The sequence below is a fragment of the Pedobacter cryoconitis genome (assembly GCF_003259615.1).
GTDB classification, from domain to species: Bacteria; Bacteroidota; Bacteroidia; order Sphingobacteriales; family Sphingobacteriaceae; genus Pedobacter; species Pedobacter cryoconitis.
Genome location: NZ_QLLR01000027.1, coordinates 22,189 through 42,655, shown reverse-complemented (window position 1 = coordinate 42,655; position 20,467 = coordinate 22,189). Strand labels below are relative to the sequence as shown.

Sequence of the window (20,467 nt, the reverse complement as noted above, 5' to 3'; positions counted from 1 at the left end):
GATAGTTTTAAGAAACTATTTAAACAGATTCTAAGGAAAAAGCGAAGTTTTTTCCCATATTTGAAATATGATATATTATCATTAATAAACTTTAAATAAAATTATAATAATGAAGATTGCAGTTGTAGGTGCTACTGGTTTAGTAGGCACTGTTATGTTAAAAGTACTAGAAGAGCGTAATTTCCCGTTGACCGAATTAATTCCGGTTGCATCTGAGAAGAGTGTTGGTAAAGAAATCACATTTAAGGGTAAGAAGTTCAAGGTCGTTAACATGGAAACAGCAATTGCAATGAAACCTGATGTGGCTTTATTCTCTGCAGGTGGCAGTACTTCCTTAAAATACGCTCCTTTATTCGCAGAAGCAGGAACAACAGTGATTGACAATTCATCTGCATGGCGCATGGACCCTTCTAAGAAACTGATTGTACCTGAGGTGAATGGTTATGAATTATCAATTGATGATAAAATCATTGCTAACCCGAACTGTTCAACGATACAAATGGTGGTGGCTTTAAAACCATTACATGATAAATACAAAATTAAACGTGTAGTTGTTTCGACTTACCAGTCTGTTACCGGAACTGGTGTTAAAGCTGTGGAGCAAATGATGAATGAGCGTAAAGGTATTTTAGATGGACCGATGGCTTATCCGCACCAGATCGACTTAAACGTTATTCCTCAGATTGATGTATTCGAAGAAAACGGATATACCAAAGAAGAAATGAAGATGATTAAAGAAACCCGTAAAATTATGGGCGATGATAGCATCCGCGTTACCGCAACAACGGTGAGAATCCCTGTAATGGGTGGTCACTCAGAATCTGTAAACATAGAGTTTGAAAGTGATTTTGATGTAGCTGAAGTAAGATCAATTTTAGAGAAAACAGAAGGCATTATCGTAGTAGATGACATTGCAAATCTTAAATACCCAATGCCGAAAGATGCACATGAAAAAGATGAGGTTTTTGTAGGTCGTATCAGAAGAGACGAATCTTTGCCAAACACTTTAAATCTATGGATTGTTGCCGATAACCTGCGTAAAGGTGCTGCAACTAATACAGTGCAGATTGCTGAGTTTTTACTGAGAAAAGAACTGATCTAAGCTGTTCTTTAAAGATACAGGATGTGGTGTTAATCTGGCAAAATGCTGGAATAACACCACATTTTTTAGTTATTAGTCTTTTGCTTTCCCGTTATTTGCAGTAGAATTATCCGATACAGATGTTAAAAAAATCAATAGTATGCCTGTTTGTGCTTTCGCAAAGTTTTTCTTTTGCGCAGAGCCCTGTACAAAAACTAACACAATCTTTCAATATACTGGCTGAAGATAAGCAAGCAAAATATGCGGTCACTTCAATTTGTGTGTTAGATGCTAAAACAGGAAAACAACTGTATGCCAGGAATGAGAACATCGGCCTTGCCACAGCCTCTACGTTAAAAACAATTACCTCAGCAACTGCATTTTCTATTTTAGGAAAAGACTTCCACTATCAAACAACCTTAGGATACAGTGGCAGCATCAGCGCTGATGGCACCCTAAAAGGAGATTTGATTATTGTGGGCGGCGGCGATCCTACCCTGGGTTCTCCCCGTTATGCAACCAGTAAAGAAAGTGTTGTGTTAGCCCAGTGGGTTTCAGTGATCAAAGCAGCAGGAATTAAAAAAGTTGAAGGTAAAGTGATAGGTGACGATGGTCTTTGGGGTACTCAATCTATTCCTGACGGCTGGATATGGCAGGACCTTGGCAATTATTATGGCGCAGGTACGTCGGCCTTAAGCTGGAGGGAAAATCAGTTTGATATTAAACTCCGTGCGGGAAATCCGGTTTCCGTCCTTAGAACCGTACCAGAAATGCCCTATCTGAGTATTGTTAACGAATTAAAACCAGGAACTGCAGGCAGCGGAGATCATGCTTATGCTTATCTCCCACCCTTATCAAATATAGCTTACCTGAGAGGCACATGGGCAACAGATATACAAAAACAAGGTATTGCAGCAGCATTGCCTGATCCGGCTTACGAAGCGGCATTCCGGCTGAAGGATACTTTAGCCAAGGCAGGCATCCAGGTTACTGAAGTGCCGGTAACAAGCCGTCAGCTTTCCGCTGCTAAATTACCTTTACCAGCAATCAAGCAAAATCTGAGTACGATAACTTCTCCTGCTTTGCCTGAGATTGTTTACTGGTTAAATAAAAAAAGTATCAATTTATATGCAGAACATCTTTTAAGGACTATAGCCTGGAAATCTGGTGTAACCCCTACAACAAGCAATGGCGCGGCCGCAGAGATTAAATTCTGGGCAGCTAAAGGCTTTGATAAAAATGCCATGAATATTATTGATGGCAGCGGACTTTCACCAGCTACCAGGGTAACCACTTCGGCCATGGCTAACATACTTTTCCAGGTTCAGCAGGAAAACTGGTTTCCTGATTTTTATAAATCTTTACCAGAATACAACGGAATGAAATTAAAAAGTGGTACGATTAACGATGTTTCTGCATTTGCAGGCTATTATACAGCCGATAATGGCAATAAATACGTGATTGTGATCAATATTAACAACTATTCCGGCACTGGAATCAACAGCAAACTATTCAAAGTGCTGGATGCTCTTAAATAGTAATAATTTCTCCACAGAAACTCCGTATTTATCCACAAATTGTTAAATTGCAACCTTTTACCAATTTCACAAGCACAAGCCACTCTTCATTTTATGAATAAATTCTTACCTTTTATATGCTGCCTTCTTTTTTACACAAGCACATATAGTCAACAAATGGGAACCGGAACTTTTACTTCTTCAGTTATAGATAGCAATACTAATTTTACCAGCAGACCACCTGAATTCTCCATAATTCCTGAGCCGGTATCTTTGTTAAAAACCAATGGTTCTTTCACTTTACCAGATAAAGTAGTTGTTTTAGCTACTCCGGAAATGAAACTCGTAGTAGATTACCTGAAGGAAAAACTATCCGTACCAACAGGTAAGTTTATCGCTGAATTTGCCCATACACAGGCCACAGGAACAATCAGGTTAGTACTTAATCCAAGACCAGATGCTGCTTTAGGCAATGAAGGTTATCAGCTTTCGGTAACGCCAACCATGATCGTGATTAAAGCGAATCAGCCTGCAGGACTGTTTTATGGTGTTCAAAGTTTATTACAGCTCTTCCCCAAAGAAATAGAATCTAAGGAGCTGGTTGAAGGCGTAACCTGGAAAATCCCATGTGTAGAAGTTACAGATTACCCACGCGTGGCCTGGAGAGGACTAATGTTCGATGTAGCCCGTCACTTTTTCACCAAACAAGAAGTGAAGCAATATATTGATGCAATGGTCCGCTATAAGTTTAACCTGCTTCATCTTCACCTCACCGATGATGAAGGCTGGAGACTGGAGATTAAAGGTTTACCAAAATTAACTGAAGTAGGCGCATGGAATGTTAAAAAAGTAGGTGATTTCGGTACTTTTAGTACCCCAGGAGCTGATGAACCCCGTACTTATGGTGGTTTTTATACGCAGGACGATGTCAGAGAACTGATTAAATATGCCAAAGACCGGTTTGTAGATATTTTACCGGAGATTGATGTTCCCGGACACAGTTTGGCTGCAGTTGTTTCTTATCCGGAGCTCTCCTGTACACCGGGCGCTGAAACTTACCGTGTGCGTTCAGGAGAACGTATTATGGACTGGTCAAAAGGGGCTCCTCCAATTGCACTGGTAGATAATACTTTATGCCCGGCCAATGAAAAAGTTTATGCTTTTCTGGATACCGTGATTACACAAGTAGCTGCCTTATTTCCTTTTGAATACATTCATATGGGTGGCGATGAAGCTCCGATAAATTACTGGCAGAAAAGTGATGCGATTAAAGCGTTAATGGCAAGAGAAGGCTTAAAAGACATACACCAGGTACAAGGATATTTCGAAAAGAGAGTTCAGAAAATCGTAGAGTCCAAAGGCAAGAAATTTATGGGCTGGGACGAAATCATGGAGAATGACATTCCAACAAGTGCAGCAATCATGAGCTGGAGAAGCCCGAAATTCGGTATAGAGGCTTCACGTGCCAAACGTGAAGTAGTCATGAGCCCTCAGGGAACAAATTATCTCGATTTGATGCAAGGCGACGTTACCTCTGAGTCCAAAGTCTACAACTCAGTCCGTTTAGGCAAAGCTTATGAATTTGACCCTGTCCCGGCCGGAGCAGATCCTAAATACATTAAAGGAGGACAAGGTAATTTATGGGCAGAACAAGTCTATAACATCCGTCAGGCTGAATATATGACCTGGCCAAGAGGTTATGCCATTGCAGAATCGGTATGGTCGCCGAAAGAGAAGAAAAACTGGACTAATTTTGCCAGTAAAGTAGAACAGCACTTCCACAGAATGGACGTTGCTGAAACTAAATATTCACCAGCAATTTACGATCCGGTCATCAAAGCAAGCAGAACTGCCGACAGACAGGTGATGGTTGAACTGACGACCGAAATTGACGGTCTGGATATTTATTACAGTTTCGACAACTCTACTCCAGATAGATTTTATCCAAAATATACAGAAAAAGTAGTCATCCCTAAAGATGCAAATCAAATGCGTGTCATTACTTACAGGGGTAAACAGGCGATCGGCAGATTATTAACGATCTCTGTTGATGATTTAAATAAAAGAGCAGGAAAAAGATAAGCGGTTGAGATATTTCGTACACATCAGTTATAATGGTTTACAATACAATGGCTGGCAAAAGCAGCTCAATGTATTGAATATTCAGGGCGTGATAGAAAACGCACTGACCCAGATTTTTAAGGTCCCCGTTTTCATTAACGGATGCGGCAGAACAGATGCACAGGTTCATGCCAGCCAGTTCTTTTTTCATATGGACATTGAGCAGTCCTGGGATTTTGATCTGATCTTCAGGCTCAATAAACTACTCCCCCTGAACATTGCTGTTTATGATGTCATACCGATGGAGGGTCTGCCCCATGCCCGGTTTGATGCCGTACAGCGTGCCTATGATTATTTCCTGCATACGTATAAAGACCCTTTTTTAAACGGACTGAGTTCTTATTACCTGCTGGAGAATCTGCAATGGGATCAAATGAAAGCAGCAGTAGCTTTATTGCCGTTATACAAAGATTACCGTGCCTTTTGTACGAGCCCGGATAAATATGAGCATACTTTATGTTATGTGAGGTCTGCCAGTTTAATGGTGGATGAGAAGGGGGAGAAAATGAGGTTCCAGATCTCTTCTAACCGTTTTTTAGGAAAGATGATCCGCATTATTATGGGCCAGCTTTTAAAAATTGGTCAGGGAACGCTCAGTGTGGATGAATTTGAAAGCCATCTGATCAGCAGACAAACCCCTGCGCTGATTACTCCTGCACATCCCCAGGGACTGTACCTTTCTAAAGTAACTTATCCCTATCTGAACCTGCCTCCAAGAGTAGATTTCTCTGCCGTGCTTCAAAAACACGCGGATACGAACTGGAAAGCACTGTAATATTATTTACGCTCAGGTGAGATTCGGGCATTAAGAAACTCTTATTTTTGTGGAAATTTAAATATTATGAATTTCCACACCAGAAAATGGATCAAACCCGAAGACTTAAATCCTAACGGAAGCTTATTTGGAGGTAGTTTGTTAAGATGGATAGATGAAGAAGCAGCCATTTATGCTATTGTTCAGCTAGGCAATCCAAGAGTTGTTACCAAATATATTTCAGAAATCAACTTCGTAAGCTCTGCAAAACAGGGAGATATTATTGAAATGGGGATTACTGCAATCGCTTTTGGTCATACTTCTTTGACGATGCGCTGTGAGGTACGCAACAAGATCACCAGGAAAAGCATTTTAACAATTGATAAAATGGTCTTTGTAAACGTTGATGAATATGGTAATCCTGTCGCACACGGCAGAAAAGAGATCAAATTTATAGAAGAGCAGTTCGCTGCCGAAGATAATTAGTTCCGGGCCAGGATTTCTGCGCGGATGTCGTCGGCGGTTAAGCTGATCCCACTCATCACCAATGATGCTTTAGCGTAGAATGGCTCACGTTCGGCCAGCTTACTTTCAATAAATTCCAGCACGCCTTCAGCATTCAGGTTACGCAGCAGCGGACGTTTGGCTATGCCACTTTCCAGGCGTTTAGCGAGTGCTGCTGGCGGCATGTCAATATAGATCGTAGTACCGTTGGTATTCATCCACTCTATATTATCAAAGAAACACGGTGTGCCCCCTCCTGTTGCAATGACACAGTTTTTAGGGTAGTCAAAAGTCTGAAGGGTTTCACTTTCCAATTTACGGAAGGCTTCCTCGCCATGAGTTGAAAAATATTCACCTACAGCGAGTCCTGTATTTTTCTCAATCTGGTGATCCAGATCAATCAGATCATAACCCAGTTTAGTCGCTAATTTTCTTCCCAGCGTACTCTTGCCGCATCCCATAAAACCAATCAGAAATATCTTCATTAATTATTCAATTTTACCCTTGGGTCAACAAGGACGTACAACACGTCTACAAAAATATTAATTACTACGAATACCAGTGCAATAAAAAGGATCGATCCCATCACTACAGGGAAATCAGACATTTCCAAAGCTCTGACCGTAGCCCTTCCCAGCCCATTATAACCGAAAATATATTCTACAAAAAAAGAACCAGCAAGTAAAGAAGCAAACCAGCCGGAAATCGCAGTGATCACAGGATTCATTGCATTCTTCAAAGCATGTTTATAAATGATCGCATTACGTCCCAGTCCTTTTGCGCGTGCAGTGCGGATATAATCCTGTGCCAGTATATCAAGCATAGTTGTTCTGGTGAGCTGAACAATAATTGCCAGCGGGCGAAGTCCAAGTGTAAGCACTGGTAATACCAGGTTTTTCAGCGTCAGAACTTCTCCCTTGAAAGGATCATAACTATATAAACTCCCGGACATATTCAATCCCGTATACGGACCAAGTACGAAACCGAAAAACCAGGCGATAATAATACCCGCAAAAAATGAAGGCGCTGATAACCCCATGATTGCAAAAGCATTAACAGCATGGTCAATCCATGTGTTTTGGTGCACTGCTGACAGCACACCCAGCAAAACACCTAAGAGTGTAGCAAACAACATAGCCGTTGCAGCTAATACAAAGGTGTTAGGGACAGTTTCTGATAAGATTGTTGATACTTCCCGCTTAGTTTGATAAGATCGCCTTAGATAAGGCCATTTCAAGGCAATAACATCGGAAGAATAACTAATCAAACGGATATAATGATACTTTTCCTGTGTCTGCTTGTTATCTTCATGAAAACCAACAGGCGACAGGTCGTTGAGAAACAGCACAAACTGCATTGGTCTGGAACGGTCCAGTCCGAATTCTTTACGTACCGCTTCTAAAGACTGTACATCAGCTCGCTGTCCGAGCGTCATCCTTGCCGGGTCGCCCGGCAGGATATTGAACAGGACAAATACAACTACGACCACACCCGCCATCACAGCGAGCCCATAGCCAAATTTCCTGAGCGCGTAAAACCACATCTGATTTACTTATTGAAATAAGTGGCTTTTAATTTTTCCAGTGAAGGCAGAGACTGGTAACTCCATTTATTGATTACAACCCCGTTTTTCATTAATACAATACCCGGGTTAGCTCTCACCATACTTTTTAAAGGAACAGCATCCGCATAAAATACTTCTGCGAACAGTTTATGTTCTTTACTGAATACCGCAGCATCCTGAGCAGAGTTAGAAGTCAGTAAAACTGTGCGGATATTGAACTGTTCGGTCAGATCCAAAGTCATGGCATTCAATTTCCCGATAGCCTCTTCATCTGTATGGTTCAGGTTATAGGCAACAATCAGAATATTATAATATGGATTTTCTATCAGTTCTTTGGTATAATCGGTTCCTGAAGCATCACTGATCACCAGATCCTTGATTTTAGCTTCATAACCTTTCTTAATCAGTTTTTGTACCGGCTGACCTACAATTTCCCAGTTATTGTCTTTCCAGATTTCTGTTTTCAGATAATCTTTATCACTCATTTCTTTGGTTTCTCCGGTCGCTTTATTTTTCAGCTTATACATAATCAGATACAGATCCGGTTCTGCTCCAGCAGGAATTTTCATCGCCTCTGGTAAGCTGGCCCCTTTTTTATAAGGTAAAAAGTCGAGTACAGGAAGGTAGGTATAAGTATAGATACTGAAGATTACAGAAAGGGAAACTACAGCGATCAGGCCAATCTTTTGCTGACCTGGGTTTGTGGTAAGCGGTAAAATCTTGTTGCGGTTGATAAACAGGTATACGATCAGTACTAATAAGACCAGATCTTTTGAAAAAGACTGCCATGGTGTTAAAGGAATAGCATCCCCAAAACAGCCGCAAGAAGTCACTACTTTAAAAGCAGCAGAGACAAAGGTCAGAAAAGTAAAAAAGATGATAATCCCAAGCAGGCCTGTAGCTACTTTCTTACTCCAGAAACCAAATAACAATAATGCACCCAATACAATTTCAAGCACACAAAGAAATATGGCTATCCCGGTAGCATAAGGACTAAAGAAAGAAATATGAAATACATCAAAGTACTCTTCCAGCTTATATCCGAATCCCAGCGGGTCGTTGGCCTTGATCAGACCTGAGAAAATAAAAAGTATCCCTACAAATATTCTTGAAAAATTCAGCGCGGCTTTGTTCATCTTTTTTACAGCTATTTTTATGTATTGATATTATTTCACATCCATTCTGATCAGTGCAAAAACTGCATAGTTCAGCATGTCCTGATAATTGGCAACCACGCCTTCTGAGGCTACAGTTTCTCCAAGGTTATCTTCAATTTGTTTCACCCTGAATACTTTCATCAGGATCAGATCGGTCAGTGAGCTGATTCTCATATCTCTCCAGGCCTCACCGTAATCGTGATTTTTGGCCAGCATCAAATCTTTGGTTTCTTTTACTTTTTGATCAAACAGGGCTTCCACTTTTGCAAGCTCCAGTTCATTCGGATCATCCGCTGTCATTTCACTTTGCATCATCGCAATCACACAGTAATTAATAATACCGATATATTCAGGAATAATCCCCTCTCCAACTTTAGAAACTTTCTTTTCTTCCAGTGTGCGGATACGCTGCGCCTTGATGAACAGCTGATCGGTGATAGAAGACAAACGCAGAATGCGCCATGCTGTTCCGTAGTCTTTAGTTTTCTTTAAAAAAAGCGATTTACAAACCGCAATTACTGAGTCGAATTCTTGTGAGGTATTTGTTGCCAAAACAATTAAAATATTTAGAGTCTGATAAATTTTAAACGGCTCTTAGAAATCGTTTAAATTTATCAGATAAATTTAAACAGCTTCTTAGTTTAAAGCTATTTTAATACTGTATTTTTGTACAGAATGATGGCTAAAGATACGTTTTTAAACCGAAAAATAACACTTAACGTAAAAGGTGAACTGGTAGATTTAAGCCGTCCCTGTGTGATGGGTATACTGAATTTAACCCCCGATTCTTTCTATAGCAACAGCAGAATGGGATCGATAGATGCGGCACTGGAAAGAGCAGAAACCTGCCTTGAAGAAGGCGCTGCTTTTATTGACATCGGGGCTTATTCTTCCCGTCCGGGAGCAGCCGAAGTCAGTACAGACGAGGAACTCCAAAGAATGATCCCGGTGGTAACCGCGATCAGTAAAAGATTTCCGGAAGCCAGGTTATCTATTGATACTTTCCGAGCTAAAGTTGCCAGGGAAAGTATTGAAGCCGGAGCACATGTGGTGAATGATATTTCAGGAGGAAACCTTGATGAACTGATGTTTGAGACTGTTGCAGCTTTAAATGTGCCTTATATCCTGATGCACATGCAGGGCACGCCCCAGACCATGCAGCAAAAACCTGTTTATAAAAACATAGGACTTGAAGTCGTAGCTTATCTGGCTGAAAAAGTGAGCGCATTAAAAGCTTTAGGCGTTAAAGATATTATCCTGGACCCTGGTTTTGGCTTTGCTAAAAACACGACACACAATTACCAGTTAATGAATCAGCTGGAAAACCTGGATGTATTCGGTTTACCGGTATTGGTTGGGATTTCAAGAAAGTCTATGATTTATAAATTATTAGGCACTACGGCCGGGGAAGCATTGAACGGAACCACGGTATTAAATACAATTGCGTTACAAAAAGGTGCAGCAATTTTACGTGTACATGATGTAAAGGCTGCAGTGGAATGTATCACCATTGTCGAAAAGATGCAGCAAGCTTAAAACTTAAACAGGATCTAAATTCAAACAGATACTTAATATTTTCCTAACTTGGCAACAATGAAAGGCTTTGACTTTGATTTTCTAACGATAACAGTTACGGATGTAGTGGACATTTTGTTCGTTGCCTTCCTGATCTATTATACCTATAACCTGATTAAAAATACACTGGCAGTTAATTTACTGCTGGGTATGTTTATCATTCTGATCCTTTGGTTTGTGGTAGATGCGCTGAATATGCGTCTTTTATCAACCATTATTAACAAATTCATGAGTGTGGGAATTATCGCGCTGATTGTGATTTTCCAGCCCGAAATCAGGCGGTTCCTGCTCCTGATTGGTAAAAACACCTTTTTACAGAAAAACAAAGCCTGGTGGGGATACTTATTTGGCAGCAAAGATATTGAACGCGATAACCTGGTCAGGATTAAGCCTATTATCGATGCCTGTAAAAGCATGAAGAAGTCCAGAACAGGGGCTTTAATTGTGTTCGTGAAATTTTACGATGATCAGTTATTCGCTAACAGCTGTGAACTGATAGATTCTAAAATCTCTAAACGTTTATTAGAGAGTATCTTTCAAAAATACAGCCCGCTTCATGATGGAGCCGTGGTTATTGCAGAAAATAAGATTAAAAGTGCCAGTTGTATCTTACCGCTTACAGAAAATGATAAACTGCCTCCGCAGTTTGGTTTACGTCACCGCGCCGGAATTGGGGTGTCAGAAACTACCGATGCAGTTGCAGTTATTGTATCTGAAGAAACTGGTGAAATTGCCTATGCAAAACAAGGCAGGGTAAGGATGAATGTTTCTTTCGGGGAACTGGAAAAACTACTGAACAAGGATTTTTAAACTGTTGCTATTCAAACAGCAGTATTACTGGAAACTTAAACGCAATAAAAAATCCGGTACAAAGACCGGATTCCTTACCGGTATTCACCGGATATATCTTTTAAGATATTAATTAGCAGTATTGATCAAAAGCACCTTTAAGGTTATCAGCGATCATTTGAGCTGCACGTCCTTCAATTTGGTGACGTTCAATCATATGTACTAATTTACCGTCTTTGAACAATGCCATTGCTGGAGAAGATGGAGGGAAAGGTACCATATAGCTTCTTGCTCTGTCTACCGCTTCTTTTTCCATTCCTGCAAAAACAGTGATCATTTTATCAGGGTGTTTCTCATTAGCAGCTGCTAATTTTGCTGCTGGTCTTGCATTTGAAGCTGCACAGCCACAAACAGAATTCACAACTACAAAAACAGTTCCTTCTGATGAAATCGCGTTGTCCACATCTTCTGCAGTTTTCATTTCTTCAAAACCTACATTAGTAAGTTCTGCACGCATTGGTTCAACTAAATATTCTGGATACATATATAAAAGCTTTAATATTATTCAATTTTACTATACAAAGGTACTGCACTGTTACATAGCATCAAAGGAATACTGACAGGGTGAATAGTTTTTTACCTTGAAATTACTTTGAACTTATACCCCCTGTAAAATCCAATATAAAAAGATTTAAGTAGATTGATGTTCTCATCCTGATTATAATTATTGCTTTTCTAGTCTATTCCTGAAGTCTTTTATAAGACCTTTTCAGCCTTTCATCTACCGTATCGGTGGTTCCCTTGTCAGCAACTTTAATACCGTTAGCGATGATAAACAGGTCTGTAGAAAAATCTGGTTTTCCATCTATCTCTGTATAATTATCAGCAACTATGATCGTGCAGTTTGTCTTTTTATCTACGTAAAATACTGCAGGATATCCAAGTACCTCTCCGGTAGCCCGTGGTTTTGGAACCGCAGCCAGTACAGTACCTTTTCCATATTTCGCAGCGATATATTTCCCTACCTTTTTAGCCTCCACTTTTTTCTCTATCCTAATGACCAGCCCAGCCAGTTTTGTATGTGTATGATCAGTGAAAAGAAAAGAAACTGTACTACTCAGGTCCGATTCAGAACCACTTTGGCTGCCATTCGTAAATTCCAGGGTACCGAATTTGAATTTCTTTACACTCTTTGTGGTCAGACAAGGTAAAGAGCTTGCCAGTTCCCGTTCTTCAGGGTAAGTATCTTTATCTTTTAATAAAGTTTTGATGGAAGTATGGTAAGGTAATTTTTCCAAATCCAGCTTCTGTTGTGCCTGTGCTGCATTTATCATCAAAACTATAAACAATGCTAAAATAATATTTTTTTTCATAATTAATCTTCGTCTTCTTTCATCAATGGAACCTGAACACTCATTTCCGTAAGTTCTTCAATACTTTCGATTACATCAAACCCAGGAACAATTTCTTTATATTTCCCTTCTAACAGCACCCGGCTTCCCTGTTTACCCTGAAACAAATTTTCAGTTGGGATTCTTTTTTTAGAGGCCGGCCCGCCACTTACCATAATAATATATTCCGCGTCCAGGCCATCGAAACGCAATTCAGGCTTATACATCAATCCTTTAGAATCATAATCACGGCCATTTATTAAGACGTAAAGTGATTTCAGGAACGGACATAAGGTAAAGTAAAATCAGCAATTATAATCAATTATTACGCCTAATGTGTCAAGTGAAATCCGTATAAGGCACGAAGGGCATTTTTTTTATCATTTGAAAATCAAGAATGTGGAGATCTTTGTATAAACATCCCAACGATCTGATCCCTTTTTGAATTTGGCTAAACTATTGTGTAATTTTGTAATAGTAAAAGAGGACGTGGGGCATGCGCATCATCAGCTTCACTCGTAAATCTTAACAACTAACTATAAATAAACAACTTAACAAAATAAATATGTCATCAGTAGAGACTACTTACGTTCCTTTTAAAGTAAAGGACATTTCACTGGCAGAATGGGGCCGTAAAGAAATTGGATTAGCAGAAGCAGAAATGCCAGGCTTAATGTCTTTGCGTGCTGAATTTGGTCCTTCAAAACCACTAAAAGGTGCACGTATCGCAGGATGTCTGCACATGACTATCCAGACTGCAGTTTTAATTGAAACTTTAGTTGAACTTGGTGCAGAAGTGACCTGGTCATCCTGCAATATCTTCTCTACACAAGACCACGCTGCTGCTGCTATTGCTGCTGCAGGAATCCAGGTTTATGCCTGGAAAGGCTTGAATGAAGCAGATTTCGACTGGTGTATTGAGCAAACTTTACACTTCGGCCCGGAACAACAGCCTTTAAATATGATCTTGGACGATGGTGGTGACTTAACCAACATGGTTTTCGATAAATTCCCTGAGCTGATTGCTGCAATCAAAGGATTATCAGAAGAAACTACTACTGGTGTTCACCGTTTATACGAACGTATGAAAAACGGAACTTTGCATTTACCAGCTATCAATGTAAATGACTCAGTTACCAAATCTAAATTTGACAACAAATACGGTTGCCGTGAGTCATTGGTAGATGCGATCCGTCGTGCTACTGATGTAATGCTTGCTGGTAAAGTTGCTGTAGTTGCAGGTTACGGTGATGTAGGTAAAGGTTCTGCTGAATCTTTAAGCTCACAAGGTGTACGTGTTATCGTTTCTGAAATTGATCCTATCTGTGCATTACAAGCTGCAATGGAAGGTTATGAAGTGAAGAAATTTGCTACAGCAGTTAAAGAAGCTGATATTGTGGTTACCACTACTGGTAACTGTAACATCGTTCGTCCTGAGCATTTCAGAGTAATGAAAGATAAAGTTATCGTTTGTAACATTGGTCACTTTGACAATGAAATCGATGTGGCCTGGTTAAACACGAACTACGGTGATACTAAAATCGAAATCAAACCACAGGTTGATAAATATACTATCGACGGTAAAGACATTATTTTATTAGCTGAAGGCCGTTTAGTAAACTTAGGATGTGCTACCGGCCACCCAAGTTTCGTGATGTCTGCATCTTTCACTAACCAGACTTTAGCTCAATTAGAGCTTTGGACTAACCCAGGAAAATATGAGAACAAAGTATATGTTCTTCCTAAATCACTGGATGAGAAAGTAGCACGTTTACACTTAGCTAAAATCGGTGTTGAATTAGATGTATTAGATCAACAACAAGCTGATTATATCGGTGTACCAGTTGAAGGTCCTTTCAAACCGGAAGCTTACAGATACTAGTCCGTTTAAAGACCTTTTTTAAGAGGTTATTAAATACAATAAAGAGGGATGTGCCGAAAGGTTACATCCCTCTTTTAATACAATAGGTTATTTAGCCCCTCCAAATTCATCTTCTACACTTTCCGACAAATCATACATCAGCCACTGCTTGCTGGTTACTTCAGCAGTCTTGCTTTTTAACAGTTTGATAAAGTCAGCCACTCCTACCGGCTCGTTTCCATTCCCGTGAATTAAAACGATACTGCCCGCAGCAGGTTTCTGCCCTTTTGCAAGCCAGGCATCGCTCCCTATCGGGATAATCCCATAAGCTAAAACTTTATCCACTACCCGCTGATCAGAAACCAGTCCCGGAAACCTGAAAAATACAGAAGGAATTAAACCATGCTGCAACATAGCCAGTTCAGTACCCAGTATTTCAAAATTCATATCCGTACCCGGTTCCAGCAGGAAATTAGTCTTTAAAGGCGCAGTCGGGCTCACATGGTGATTGAAAGAATGATCAATCCAGGTAATGTCAATTTCTTTTTTTGCGACCAGTTCTTTCAGCCAGTTCAAATCGTCAGTATGCGTTAACATCCACCGCCCGGTTATAGAAAGTGCTACAGGTACAGGCTGTTCAATTTTCGCAAACTCGGTGATCAGTGAAGTGAAAATAATCCTGTCTAATGGTTTATGCGAAGGACAAAGGTCTATAGTCAGCGTTATTCCCTTATTCTTAGGGAAACCATGGGTCACTCCTGCATCCTGTAAAGCAAGCGCCTGTTTTGCGGCCGCATCGTAAGCTTTGAAATAAGGGGTCTGCTGAAAATAAGCTTTTGCACTTTTCCAGTCCATCGGGCGTACAGCAACTTCAGCGGTTAATGCTGTAGTTAAAGTCTGCGGATTTACGGTCAGATAAACCACTTGTCCCGCTTTCTCCATTTTACGGATCACCAGCAGCTCACTTCCCTGCACTTTTGCCACCCCGCTATAAACAGTATAATTTTTAATAACCTCCTGCGCGGAACAGACAGTTGCTCCAAAAATTAAAAAACAACAAATAATTACACAGAACGTTAACCTGTTTACAATAATATTATACCTGTTCATGTTTAATGGTTTATCTTTGTACATGGCAAAACTATCAGTAAATATCAATAAAATAGCCACGTTACGCAACAGTCGCGGGGGAAACAATCCAGATCTGGTTAAGGTAGCACTTGACTGTGAACGTTTTGGTGCGGAAGGAATCACTGTACATCCAAGACCTGATGAACGTCATATCCGTTATCAGGATGTATTCGATCTTAAAACAGCCATTTCAACAGAATTCAATATAGAAGGTAACTGCAAAGAACAAAAATTCATTGACCTTGTACTGGCCAATAAGCCCGCACAGGTAACATTGGTACCAGATACTGAAGGACAGATCACTTCCAATCATGGATGGGATACTATAAAACATCAGGCCTATCTTAAAGAAATGGTCCAGCTATTTCAAAAAGAAGGTATCAGGGTTTCTATTTTCACAGATCCGGTAAGAGAAATTATCGAAGCTGCACAAACTACAGGAACTGACCGGATAGAACTTTATACAGAGTATTATGCAGCGAATTATGCCAAAGATCCTGTCAAAGCAATCAGTCCTTACACGCAGGCTGCACATACAGCGAACAAGCTTGGTTTAGGGATCAATGCCGGGCATGATCTTGACCTGCAGAACCTGAAATATTTTGCAGATAACATCCCTAATTTACTGGAAGTTTCTATTGGCCATGCCTTAATCAGCGATTCCCTGTATTTAGGTCTGGAAAACACAATTCAGCTCTATTTGAAACAATTGTAGAATATATTTAGATCAGCCCATTCCATTGGAATGGAACTGAAATTTTAATACCTTTGCGCAAATTTATTGTTAACCGTCATGAGTTTAAACATCCATTACAAAGAAGACTTTAAAAACCGTCATATCGCTCCAAATGCGGAGGATACTGAGGCTATGTTAAGCACCCTTGGTCTGAATTCTATTGAAGAACTGATTGAACAAACTGTTCCTCAAAAAATCAGATTGAAAAAACCACTTAATTTACCTGTTGCTAAGTCTGAGAAAGAATATTTGGAAAGCCTTAGACAAACGGCTTCACTGAATAAAGTTTTCAAATCTTATATCGGACAAGGATATTATGACACCACTACTCCAGGAGTAATTCTGAGAAATGTGATGGAAAATCCAGGATGGTATACACAATATACTCCATACCAGGCTGAAATTGCACAAGGTCGTTTACAGGCTTTGCTGAACTTCCAGACTATGGTGATTGACCTGACGGGTATGGAAATTGCAAATGCCTCTCTTTTAGATGAAGGTACTGCTGCTGCTGAAGCGATGTTTATGCAGTTCAGTTTGCGTAAAAATACACAGGCAAACAAGTTTTTCGTTTCGGAATTGTTATTCCCTCAAACTATAGACATCTTAAAAACACGTGCAAATCCATTCGGAATTGAACTGGTAATCGGTGATCACCAAACATTTGAAGCAACTGAAGAGTTCTTTGGTGCAATTGTTCAATATCCTGCTGGAAACGGTGAAGTGTTCAACTATACTTCATTTGCTGAAAAAGCACACGCTAAAAATGTTAAATTAACAGTGGTAGCTGATATTTTAAGCTTAACACTATTAACTCCTCCGGGAGAATGGGGAGCTGACATCGTTGTAGGTACTACACAACGTTTCGGTGTACCAATGGGCTTTGGTGGTCCGCACGCTGCATTTTTCGCTACTAAGGATGAATATAAACGTTCTATCCCTGGAAGAATTATCGGTGTAACTATTGACAGTCACAACAACTATGCTTTACGTATGGCGCTGCAAACAAGAGAGCAGCACATCCGCAGAGATAAAGCAACTTCAAACATCTGTACTGCACAAGCTTTATTAGCTATCATGGCTAGTTTCTATGCAGTATATCATGGCCCGAAAGGTCTTAAATTAATTGCAGAAAGAACACACGGTTTAGCTGTTGCCCTTTCTCAATCAATTGAGCAAGCCGGTTATAAACAATTAAACAAAGTTTTCTTTGACACGATCCGTGTTGATTTAGGTGATTTAAAAGATTCAATCCATAAAGAATGTATCGATAACGAAATCAACCTGAACTACATCGGTACTGTAGCTACCATCGCATTAGATGAGACTACTTCTATTGAAGACATCAAATTGCTGAATAAAATATTTTCTAAAGTAAAAGCGATCTCTGCGGACAGCGTTGAACTTGCTGAAGAAAAAAATATTCAAACTGTAATCCCTGCTGAATTACAACGTACTTCGGCTTACCTGACGCACCCGGTATTTAACCTGCACCATTCAGAACATGAAATGCTGCGTTATATCAAATCACTGGAAGCAAAAGATCTTTCTCTTTGTCATTCTATGATCGCTTTAGGTTCATGTACGATGAAGTTAAATGCAACTACAGAAATGATCCCGGTTACCTGGGCAGAGTTTGGCCGTGTTCACCCGTTTGCTCCGGCAGATCAGGTGGCTGGTTATTACACTGTATTCAACGAGATTGACAGATGGTTAAGTGAAATTACTGGCTTTGCAGCTATGAGTTTACAGCCAAATGCTGGTGCTCAGGGAGAATATGCAGGTTTAATGGTGATCAGAGCTTATCATCAGGATCGTGGTGATCATCAGCGTAACATCGCTTTAATCCCTTCTTCAGCACATGGTACTAATCCTGCATCAGCAGCGATGGCCGGAATGAAGATTGTGATCGTTAAATGTGATTCAAATGGTAATATTGATGTAGCTGATCTGAAAGCAAAAGCGGAAGAGCATAAAGCGAATCTATCTTGTTTCATGGTTACTTATCCATCTACACATGGTGTATTTGAAGAAAGTATCATTGAAATCTGTGAAGTTATCCACGCCAATGGCGGACAGGTTTATATGGATGGTGCAAATATGAATGCTCAGGTTGGTTTAACCAGCCCTGCAAATATTGGCGCTGACGTATGTCACCTGAACTTGCATAAAACATTCTGTATTCCTCACGGTGGTGGTGGTCCTGGTATGGGCCCGATCGGTGTTGCTGCACACCTGGTGAAATATTTACCAGGTCATGCTGTAGTTGACATCAACAATGAGAAATCAATTCATGCGGTATCTTCTGCACCATGGGGTTCTGCTTCTATCCTGATTATATCTCATGCTTATATTGCAATGATGGGTGGCGAAGGACTGAAAAATGCGACTGAATATGCAATCTTAAATGCGAACTATATGAAAGCGCGTTTAGAGAAACATTACCCGGTACTTTATTCTGGTAGTAAAGGACGTTGTGCACATGAAATGATCCTGGACTGCCGCGGATTCAAAAACTTCGGTATCGAGGTTGTTGATATTGCGAAAAGATTAATGGATTATGGTTTCCACGCACCAACGGTTTCTTTCCCGGTTGCTGGAACGCTAATGGTTGAGCCAACAGAAAGTGAAGCTAAACATGAGCTTGACCGTTTCTGTGATGCTTTAATTGCCATCAGAAATGAAATTACCCAGGTGGAGAACGGTACTTTGGATAAATTAGATAATCCATTGAAAAATGCACCGCATACTGCGGCTAAAGTTACAGGTGATGAATGGTCACATAGCTATAGCAGACAAACTGCAGCATTCCCGTTGCCTTATGTATCAGAACATAAATTCTGGCCTTCAGTTGGAAGAGTTAACGATTCATTTGGAGACAGGTCATTAGTTTGTGCCTGCCCGCCAATAGAAAGTTATATGGAAGAAGAAGAGGTTAGTTTATAAACTGAGCTTCACATTCCTTTGATTAAGCAGCAGGGTCATTTTAAAAAATGACCCTGCTTTTTTGAAATATATAAATCTTCAAAGATTTACTTTACGTTTCTATTTTATATCTTTATATTAATCCCGCTGATCTTTCTATAAACTATTAAGCTGATGAATACTAAAATTAACCTGCTGGTAATTGACGATGATGACATTAACATCTTCATCATTAAGAAAATTGTAGAAAAAACAGGCTATGAGGCTAAAATGGTTGCCAAGACAAATGGGTCAATGGCTATTGAATATCTGCAGGAATTAATAGCTGGTAATGAAGTTCTTCCGCACCTGATCCTGATCGACATCAATATGCCGGTACTGAATGGCTGGGAGTTTTTGGACGCTTATGAAAAACTGGGGATACAAACTGAGATAGACATGTATATGCTCTCTTCTTCAGTTTATGAGAATGATATTGAAAAAGCCAAAACCTATAAAACAGTAAAAGGGTTTATTTCTAAACCCCTTTCTATTGAACGTCTTGTGGAACTCTTTGAAGGCAAAAATACGCAGGCTATATAACTTTAAACTGACCTTCTTCACCAAGCTCTATAAAACCGGTCGCTTTACTTTTACCATGATAAAAAAGACAGTTCCAGTGTTCAGTAACTGCTTTATGTCCAAATTCTTCTCTTAATTCCATGGACTTGCGGCCGTCATAATCATATTTGGCGATAAATTTCTTGTACAGCTCTTCTGGCTCTGGCAAAACATCACCACCAAAAAACACTTTATTTTCTTCATCTTCTAATAACCAGGCCTGGTGAAAAGGGGTATGCCCGCCAGTCAGGATATGTTTGATGCCCGGAATTAAATCACCGGTTTCATCTACGAAAACCAGGGTTGCATTGCGCTGAAGGAAATCAAAGATCTCCGTTCTGTAAGAGGAAGAAGCATTGGTAAACGCACCCTCCCACTCTCCGCGCTGGATCACGTAAGTCGCATTCGGAAAACTAAGCTCCATTCCATTGTTCTCTTTATGCACCATGCCGCCGGCATGATCAAAATGCAGGTGCGACATTAAAACATAATCCACATCTTCAGGATTAAAGCCTGCTTTGCGGATATTCTCATGTAAAATCAGCTCTCCATTACTGTTACTATAGCCCAGTCCGGTATCCAGTACCAATAATTTATCCCCAAATTTAACAAGGAAAGGATTAACGTGAATAAATAGAGATCCGGGTCTGTCTTTAGGGCTATCTGTCTGAGGATTAAAAGGGACGAACTTTTTGTCGGCTGCTACAGAATAAGAACCTTCATATAAAGTGAAAACTTGCAATGGCGTAGGTGTTAGTCAA

Annotated in this window: 20 protein-coding genes; 11 read left to right on the top strand and 9 right to left on the bottom strand. The window is 40.1% G+C overall.

Going from position 1 to position 20,467, the window contains the following annotated elements; translation table 11 throughout:
• Window positions 1-109: 109 nt before the first annotated feature.
• The 5 genes from LY11_RS20535 (at window position 110) to LY11_RS20515 (ending at window position 5,959) form a co-directional block, all read left to right on the top strand.
• Complete coding sequence (locus LY11_RS20535; RefSeq protein WP_111635507.1) at window positions 110-1,102, top strand: aspartate-semialdehyde dehydrogenase; 993 nt, start codon at window positions 110-112, stop codon at window positions 1,100-1,102.
• Window positions 1,103-1,221: 119 nt separating this feature from the next.
• Window positions 1,222-2,619 (top strand): D-alanyl-D-alanine carboxypeptidase/D-alanyl-D-alanine endopeptidase, encoded by a 1,398-nt coding sequence (dacB, locus tag LY11_RS20530; RefSeq protein WP_111635506.1) that lies wholly within the window; start codon window positions 1,222-1,224, stop codon window positions 2,617-2,619.
• Window positions 2,620-2,775: 156 nt separating this feature from the next.
• A complete protein-coding gene (locus LY11_RS20525; protein WP_111635505.1) occupies window positions 2,776-4,680 on the top strand; it encodes a beta-N-acetylhexosaminidase in 1,905 nt (634 codons plus the stop codon).
• Between the two features lie 4 nt (window positions 4,681-4,684).
• The gene (locus LY11_RS20520) at window positions 4,685-5,494 is read left to right on the top strand and encodes a tRNA pseudouridine synthase A (protein WP_111635504.1); all 810 of its coding nucleotides are present in this window, start codon (window positions 4,685-4,687) and stop codon (window positions 5,492-5,494) included.
• A 66-nt stretch (window positions 5,495-5,560) separates the two neighbouring features.
• Window positions 5,561-5,959 (top strand): acyl-CoA thioesterase, encoded by a 399-nt coding sequence (locus LY11_RS20515; RefSeq protein WP_111635503.1) that lies wholly within the window; start codon window positions 5,561-5,563, stop codon window positions 5,957-5,959.
• Here the strand turns inward: LY11_RS20515 and LY11_RS20510 are convergent.
• Genes LY11_RS20510 through LY11_RS20495 form a run of 4 tightly spaced genes read right to left on the bottom strand, consistent with a single transcriptional unit; the run spans window position 5,956 to window position 9,250 of the window.
• Window positions 5,956-6,462, bottom strand: coding sequence for a shikimate kinase (locus tag LY11_RS20510; RefSeq protein WP_111635502.1), 507 nt, complete (start codon window positions 6,460-6,462; stop codon window positions 5,956-5,958). The genes LY11_RS20515 and LY11_RS20510 overlap by 4 nt on opposite strands.
• Window positions 6,462-7,520 (bottom strand): ABC transporter permease, encoded by a 1,059-nt coding sequence (locus LY11_RS20505; protein WP_111635501.1) that lies wholly within the window; start codon window positions 7,518-7,520, stop codon window positions 6,462-6,464. Before LY11_RS20505 ends, LY11_RS20510 begins: the two co-directional genes overlap by 1 nt.
• A gap of 5 nt (window positions 7,521-7,525) precedes the next feature.
• On the bottom strand, window positions 7,526-8,677 hold the full coding sequence (locus LY11_RS20500) for a BT_3928 family protein (RefSeq protein WP_111635500.1): 1,152 nt from the start codon (window positions 8,675-8,677) through the stop codon (window positions 7,526-7,528).
• 30 nt (window positions 8,678-8,707) lie between these two features.
• Window positions 8,708-9,250: a DUF1599 domain-containing protein gene (locus LY11_RS20495; RefSeq protein WP_111635499.1), complete on the bottom strand. Its 543-nt coding sequence runs from the start codon at window positions 9,248-9,250 to the stop codon at window positions 8,708-8,710.
• Window positions 9,251-9,376: 126 nt separating this feature from the next.
• Between LY11_RS20495 and folP the strand changes: the two genes are divergently transcribed.
• Both folP and cdaA read left to right on the top strand, forming a co-directional pair.
• Window positions 9,377-10,234 carry a dihydropteroate synthase gene (gene folP, locus LY11_RS20490; RefSeq protein ID WP_111635533.1) on the top strand — a complete coding sequence of 286 codons (858 nt, stop codon included), beginning with the start codon at window positions 9,377-9,379 and terminating at the stop codon, window positions 10,232-10,234.
• A 57-nt stretch (window positions 10,235-10,291) separates the two neighbouring features.
• Window positions 10,292-11,083: a diadenylate cyclase CdaA gene (gene cdaA, locus LY11_RS20485; RefSeq protein ID WP_111635498.1), complete on the top strand. Its 792-nt coding sequence runs from the start codon at window positions 10,292-10,294 to the stop codon at window positions 11,081-11,083.
• Between the two features lie 112 nt (window positions 11,084-11,195).
• Here the strand turns inward: cdaA and LY11_RS20480 are convergent, their stop codons facing one another.
• The 3 genes from LY11_RS20480 to LY11_RS20470 form a co-directional block, all read right to left on the bottom strand.
• A complete protein-coding gene (locus LY11_RS20480; protein WP_111635497.1) occupies window positions 11,196-11,606 on the bottom strand; it encodes a BrxA/BrxB family bacilliredoxin in 411 nt (136 codons plus the stop codon).
• Window positions 11,607-11,802: 196 nt separating this feature from the next.
• A complete protein-coding gene (locus LY11_RS20475; RefSeq protein ID WP_111635496.1) occupies window positions 11,803-12,435 on the bottom strand; it encodes a hypothetical protein in 633 nt (210 codons plus the stop codon).
• Between the two features lie 2 nt (window positions 12,436-12,437).
• Window positions 12,438-12,680, bottom strand: coding sequence for a hypothetical protein (locus LY11_RS20470; RefSeq protein ID WP_111635495.1), 243 nt, complete (start codon window positions 12,678-12,680; stop codon window positions 12,438-12,440).
• A 338-nt stretch (window positions 12,681-13,018) separates the two neighbouring features.
• On the opposite strand from LY11_RS20470, the gene ahcY reads away from it, so the two are divergent.
• Window positions 13,019-14,335 (top strand): adenosylhomocysteinase, encoded by a 1,317-nt coding sequence (gene ahcY / locus LY11_RS20465; protein WP_111635494.1) that lies wholly within the window; start codon window positions 13,019-13,021, stop codon window positions 14,333-14,335.
• An 87-nt stretch (window positions 14,336-14,422) separates the two neighbouring features.
• Here ahcY and LY11_RS20460 read toward each other — a convergent pair whose 3' ends face one another.
• On the bottom strand, window positions 14,423-15,424 hold the full coding sequence (locus LY11_RS20460) for a polysaccharide deacetylase family protein (protein ID WP_111635493.1): 1,002 nt from the start codon (window positions 15,422-15,424) through the stop codon (window positions 14,423-14,425).
• A gap of 22 nt (window positions 15,425-15,446) precedes the next feature.
• On the opposite strand from LY11_RS20460, the gene LY11_RS20455 reads away from it, so the two are divergent.
• The 3 genes from LY11_RS20455 to LY11_RS20445 all read left to right on the top strand — a co-directional run bounded on the left by LY11_RS20455 (window position 15,447) and on the right by LY11_RS20445 (window position 19,688).
• A complete protein-coding gene (locus LY11_RS20455) occupies window positions 15,447-16,160 on the top strand; it encodes a pyridoxine 5'-phosphate synthase (protein ID WP_068407893.1) in 714 nt (237 codons plus the stop codon).
• Window positions 16,161-16,238: 78 nt separating this feature from the next.
• A complete protein-coding gene (gcvP, locus tag LY11_RS20450; RefSeq protein WP_111635492.1) occupies window positions 16,239-19,127 on the top strand; it encodes an aminomethyl-transferring glycine dehydrogenase in 2,889 nt (962 codons plus the stop codon).
• Window positions 19,128-19,280: 153 nt separating this feature from the next.
• Entirely contained in the window at window positions 19,281-19,688 is a 408-nt protein-coding gene (locus tag LY11_RS20445) for a response regulator (RefSeq protein ID WP_245952846.1), read from the top strand.
• On the opposite strand, the gene LY11_RS20440 is transcribed toward LY11_RS20445, so the two are convergent.
• Entirely contained in the window at window positions 19,681-20,448 is a 768-nt protein-coding gene (locus tag LY11_RS20440; RefSeq protein ID WP_111635490.1) for an MBL fold metallo-hydrolase, read from the bottom strand. The two genes, LY11_RS20445 and LY11_RS20440, sit on opposite strands and share 8 nt — an antisense overlap.
• Window positions 20,449-20,467 lie beyond the last annotated feature (19 nt).

Coding starts and splice junctions, on each gene's coding strand:
- LY11_RS20475 (WP_111635496.1), bottom strand. CDS start 12,435: ATGAAAAAAAATATTATTTTAGCATTGTTTATAGTTTTGATGATAAAT.
- cdaA (WP_111635498.1), top strand. CDS start 10,292: ATGAAAGGCTTTGACTTTGATTTTCTAACGATAACAGTTACGGATGTA.
- gcvP (WP_111635492.1), top strand. CDS start 16,239: ATGAGTTTAAACATCCATTACAAAGAAGACTTTAAAAACCGTCATATC.
- LY11_RS20480 (WP_111635497.1), bottom strand. CDS start 11,606: ATGTATCCAGAATATTTAGTTGAACCAATGCGTGCAGAACTTACTAAT.
- LY11_RS20510 (WP_111635502.1), bottom strand. CDS start 6,462: ATGAAGATATTTCTGATTGGTTTTATGGGATGCGGCAAGAGTACGCTG.
- LY11_RS20535 (WP_111635507.1), top strand. CDS start 110: ATGAAGATTGCAGTTGTAGGTGCTACTGGTTTAGTAGGCACTGTTATG.
- ahcY (WP_111635494.1), top strand. CDS start 13,019: ATGTCATCAGTAGAGACTACTTACGTTCCTTTTAAAGTAAAGGACATT.
- LY11_RS20470 (WP_111635495.1), bottom strand. CDS start 12,680: ATGTATAAGCCTGAATTGCGTTTCGATGGCCTGGACGCGGAATATATT.
- folP (WP_111635533.1), top strand. CDS start 9,377: ATGGCTAAAGATACGTTTTTAAACCGAAAAATAACACTTAACGTAAAA.
- LY11_RS20445 (WP_245952846.1), top strand. CDS start 19,281: ATGAATACTAAAATTAACCTGCTGGTAATTGACGATGATGACATTAAC.
- LY11_RS20455 (WP_068407893.1), top strand. CDS start 15,447: ATGGCAAAACTATCAGTAAATATCAATAAAATAGCCACGTTACGCAAC.
- LY11_RS20460 (WP_111635493.1), bottom strand. CDS start 15,424: ATGAACAGGTATAATATTATTGTAAACAGGTTAACGTTCTGTGTAATT.
- LY11_RS20515 (WP_111635503.1), top strand. CDS start 5,561: ATGAATTTCCACACCAGAAAATGGATCAAACCCGAAGACTTAAATCCT.
- dacB (WP_111635506.1), top strand. CDS start 1,222: ATGTTAAAAAAATCAATAGTATGCCTGTTTGTGCTTTCGCAAAGTTTT.
- LY11_RS20505 (WP_111635501.1), bottom strand. CDS start 7,520: ATGTGGTTTTACGCGCTCAGGAAATTTGGCTATGGGCTCGCTGTGATG.
- LY11_RS20525 (WP_111635505.1), top strand. CDS start 2,776: ATGGGAACCGGAACTTTTACTTCTTCAGTTATAGATAGCAATACTAAT.
- LY11_RS20500 (WP_111635500.1), bottom strand. CDS start 8,677: ATGAACAAAGCCGCGCTGAATTTTTCAAGAATATTTGTAGGGATACTT.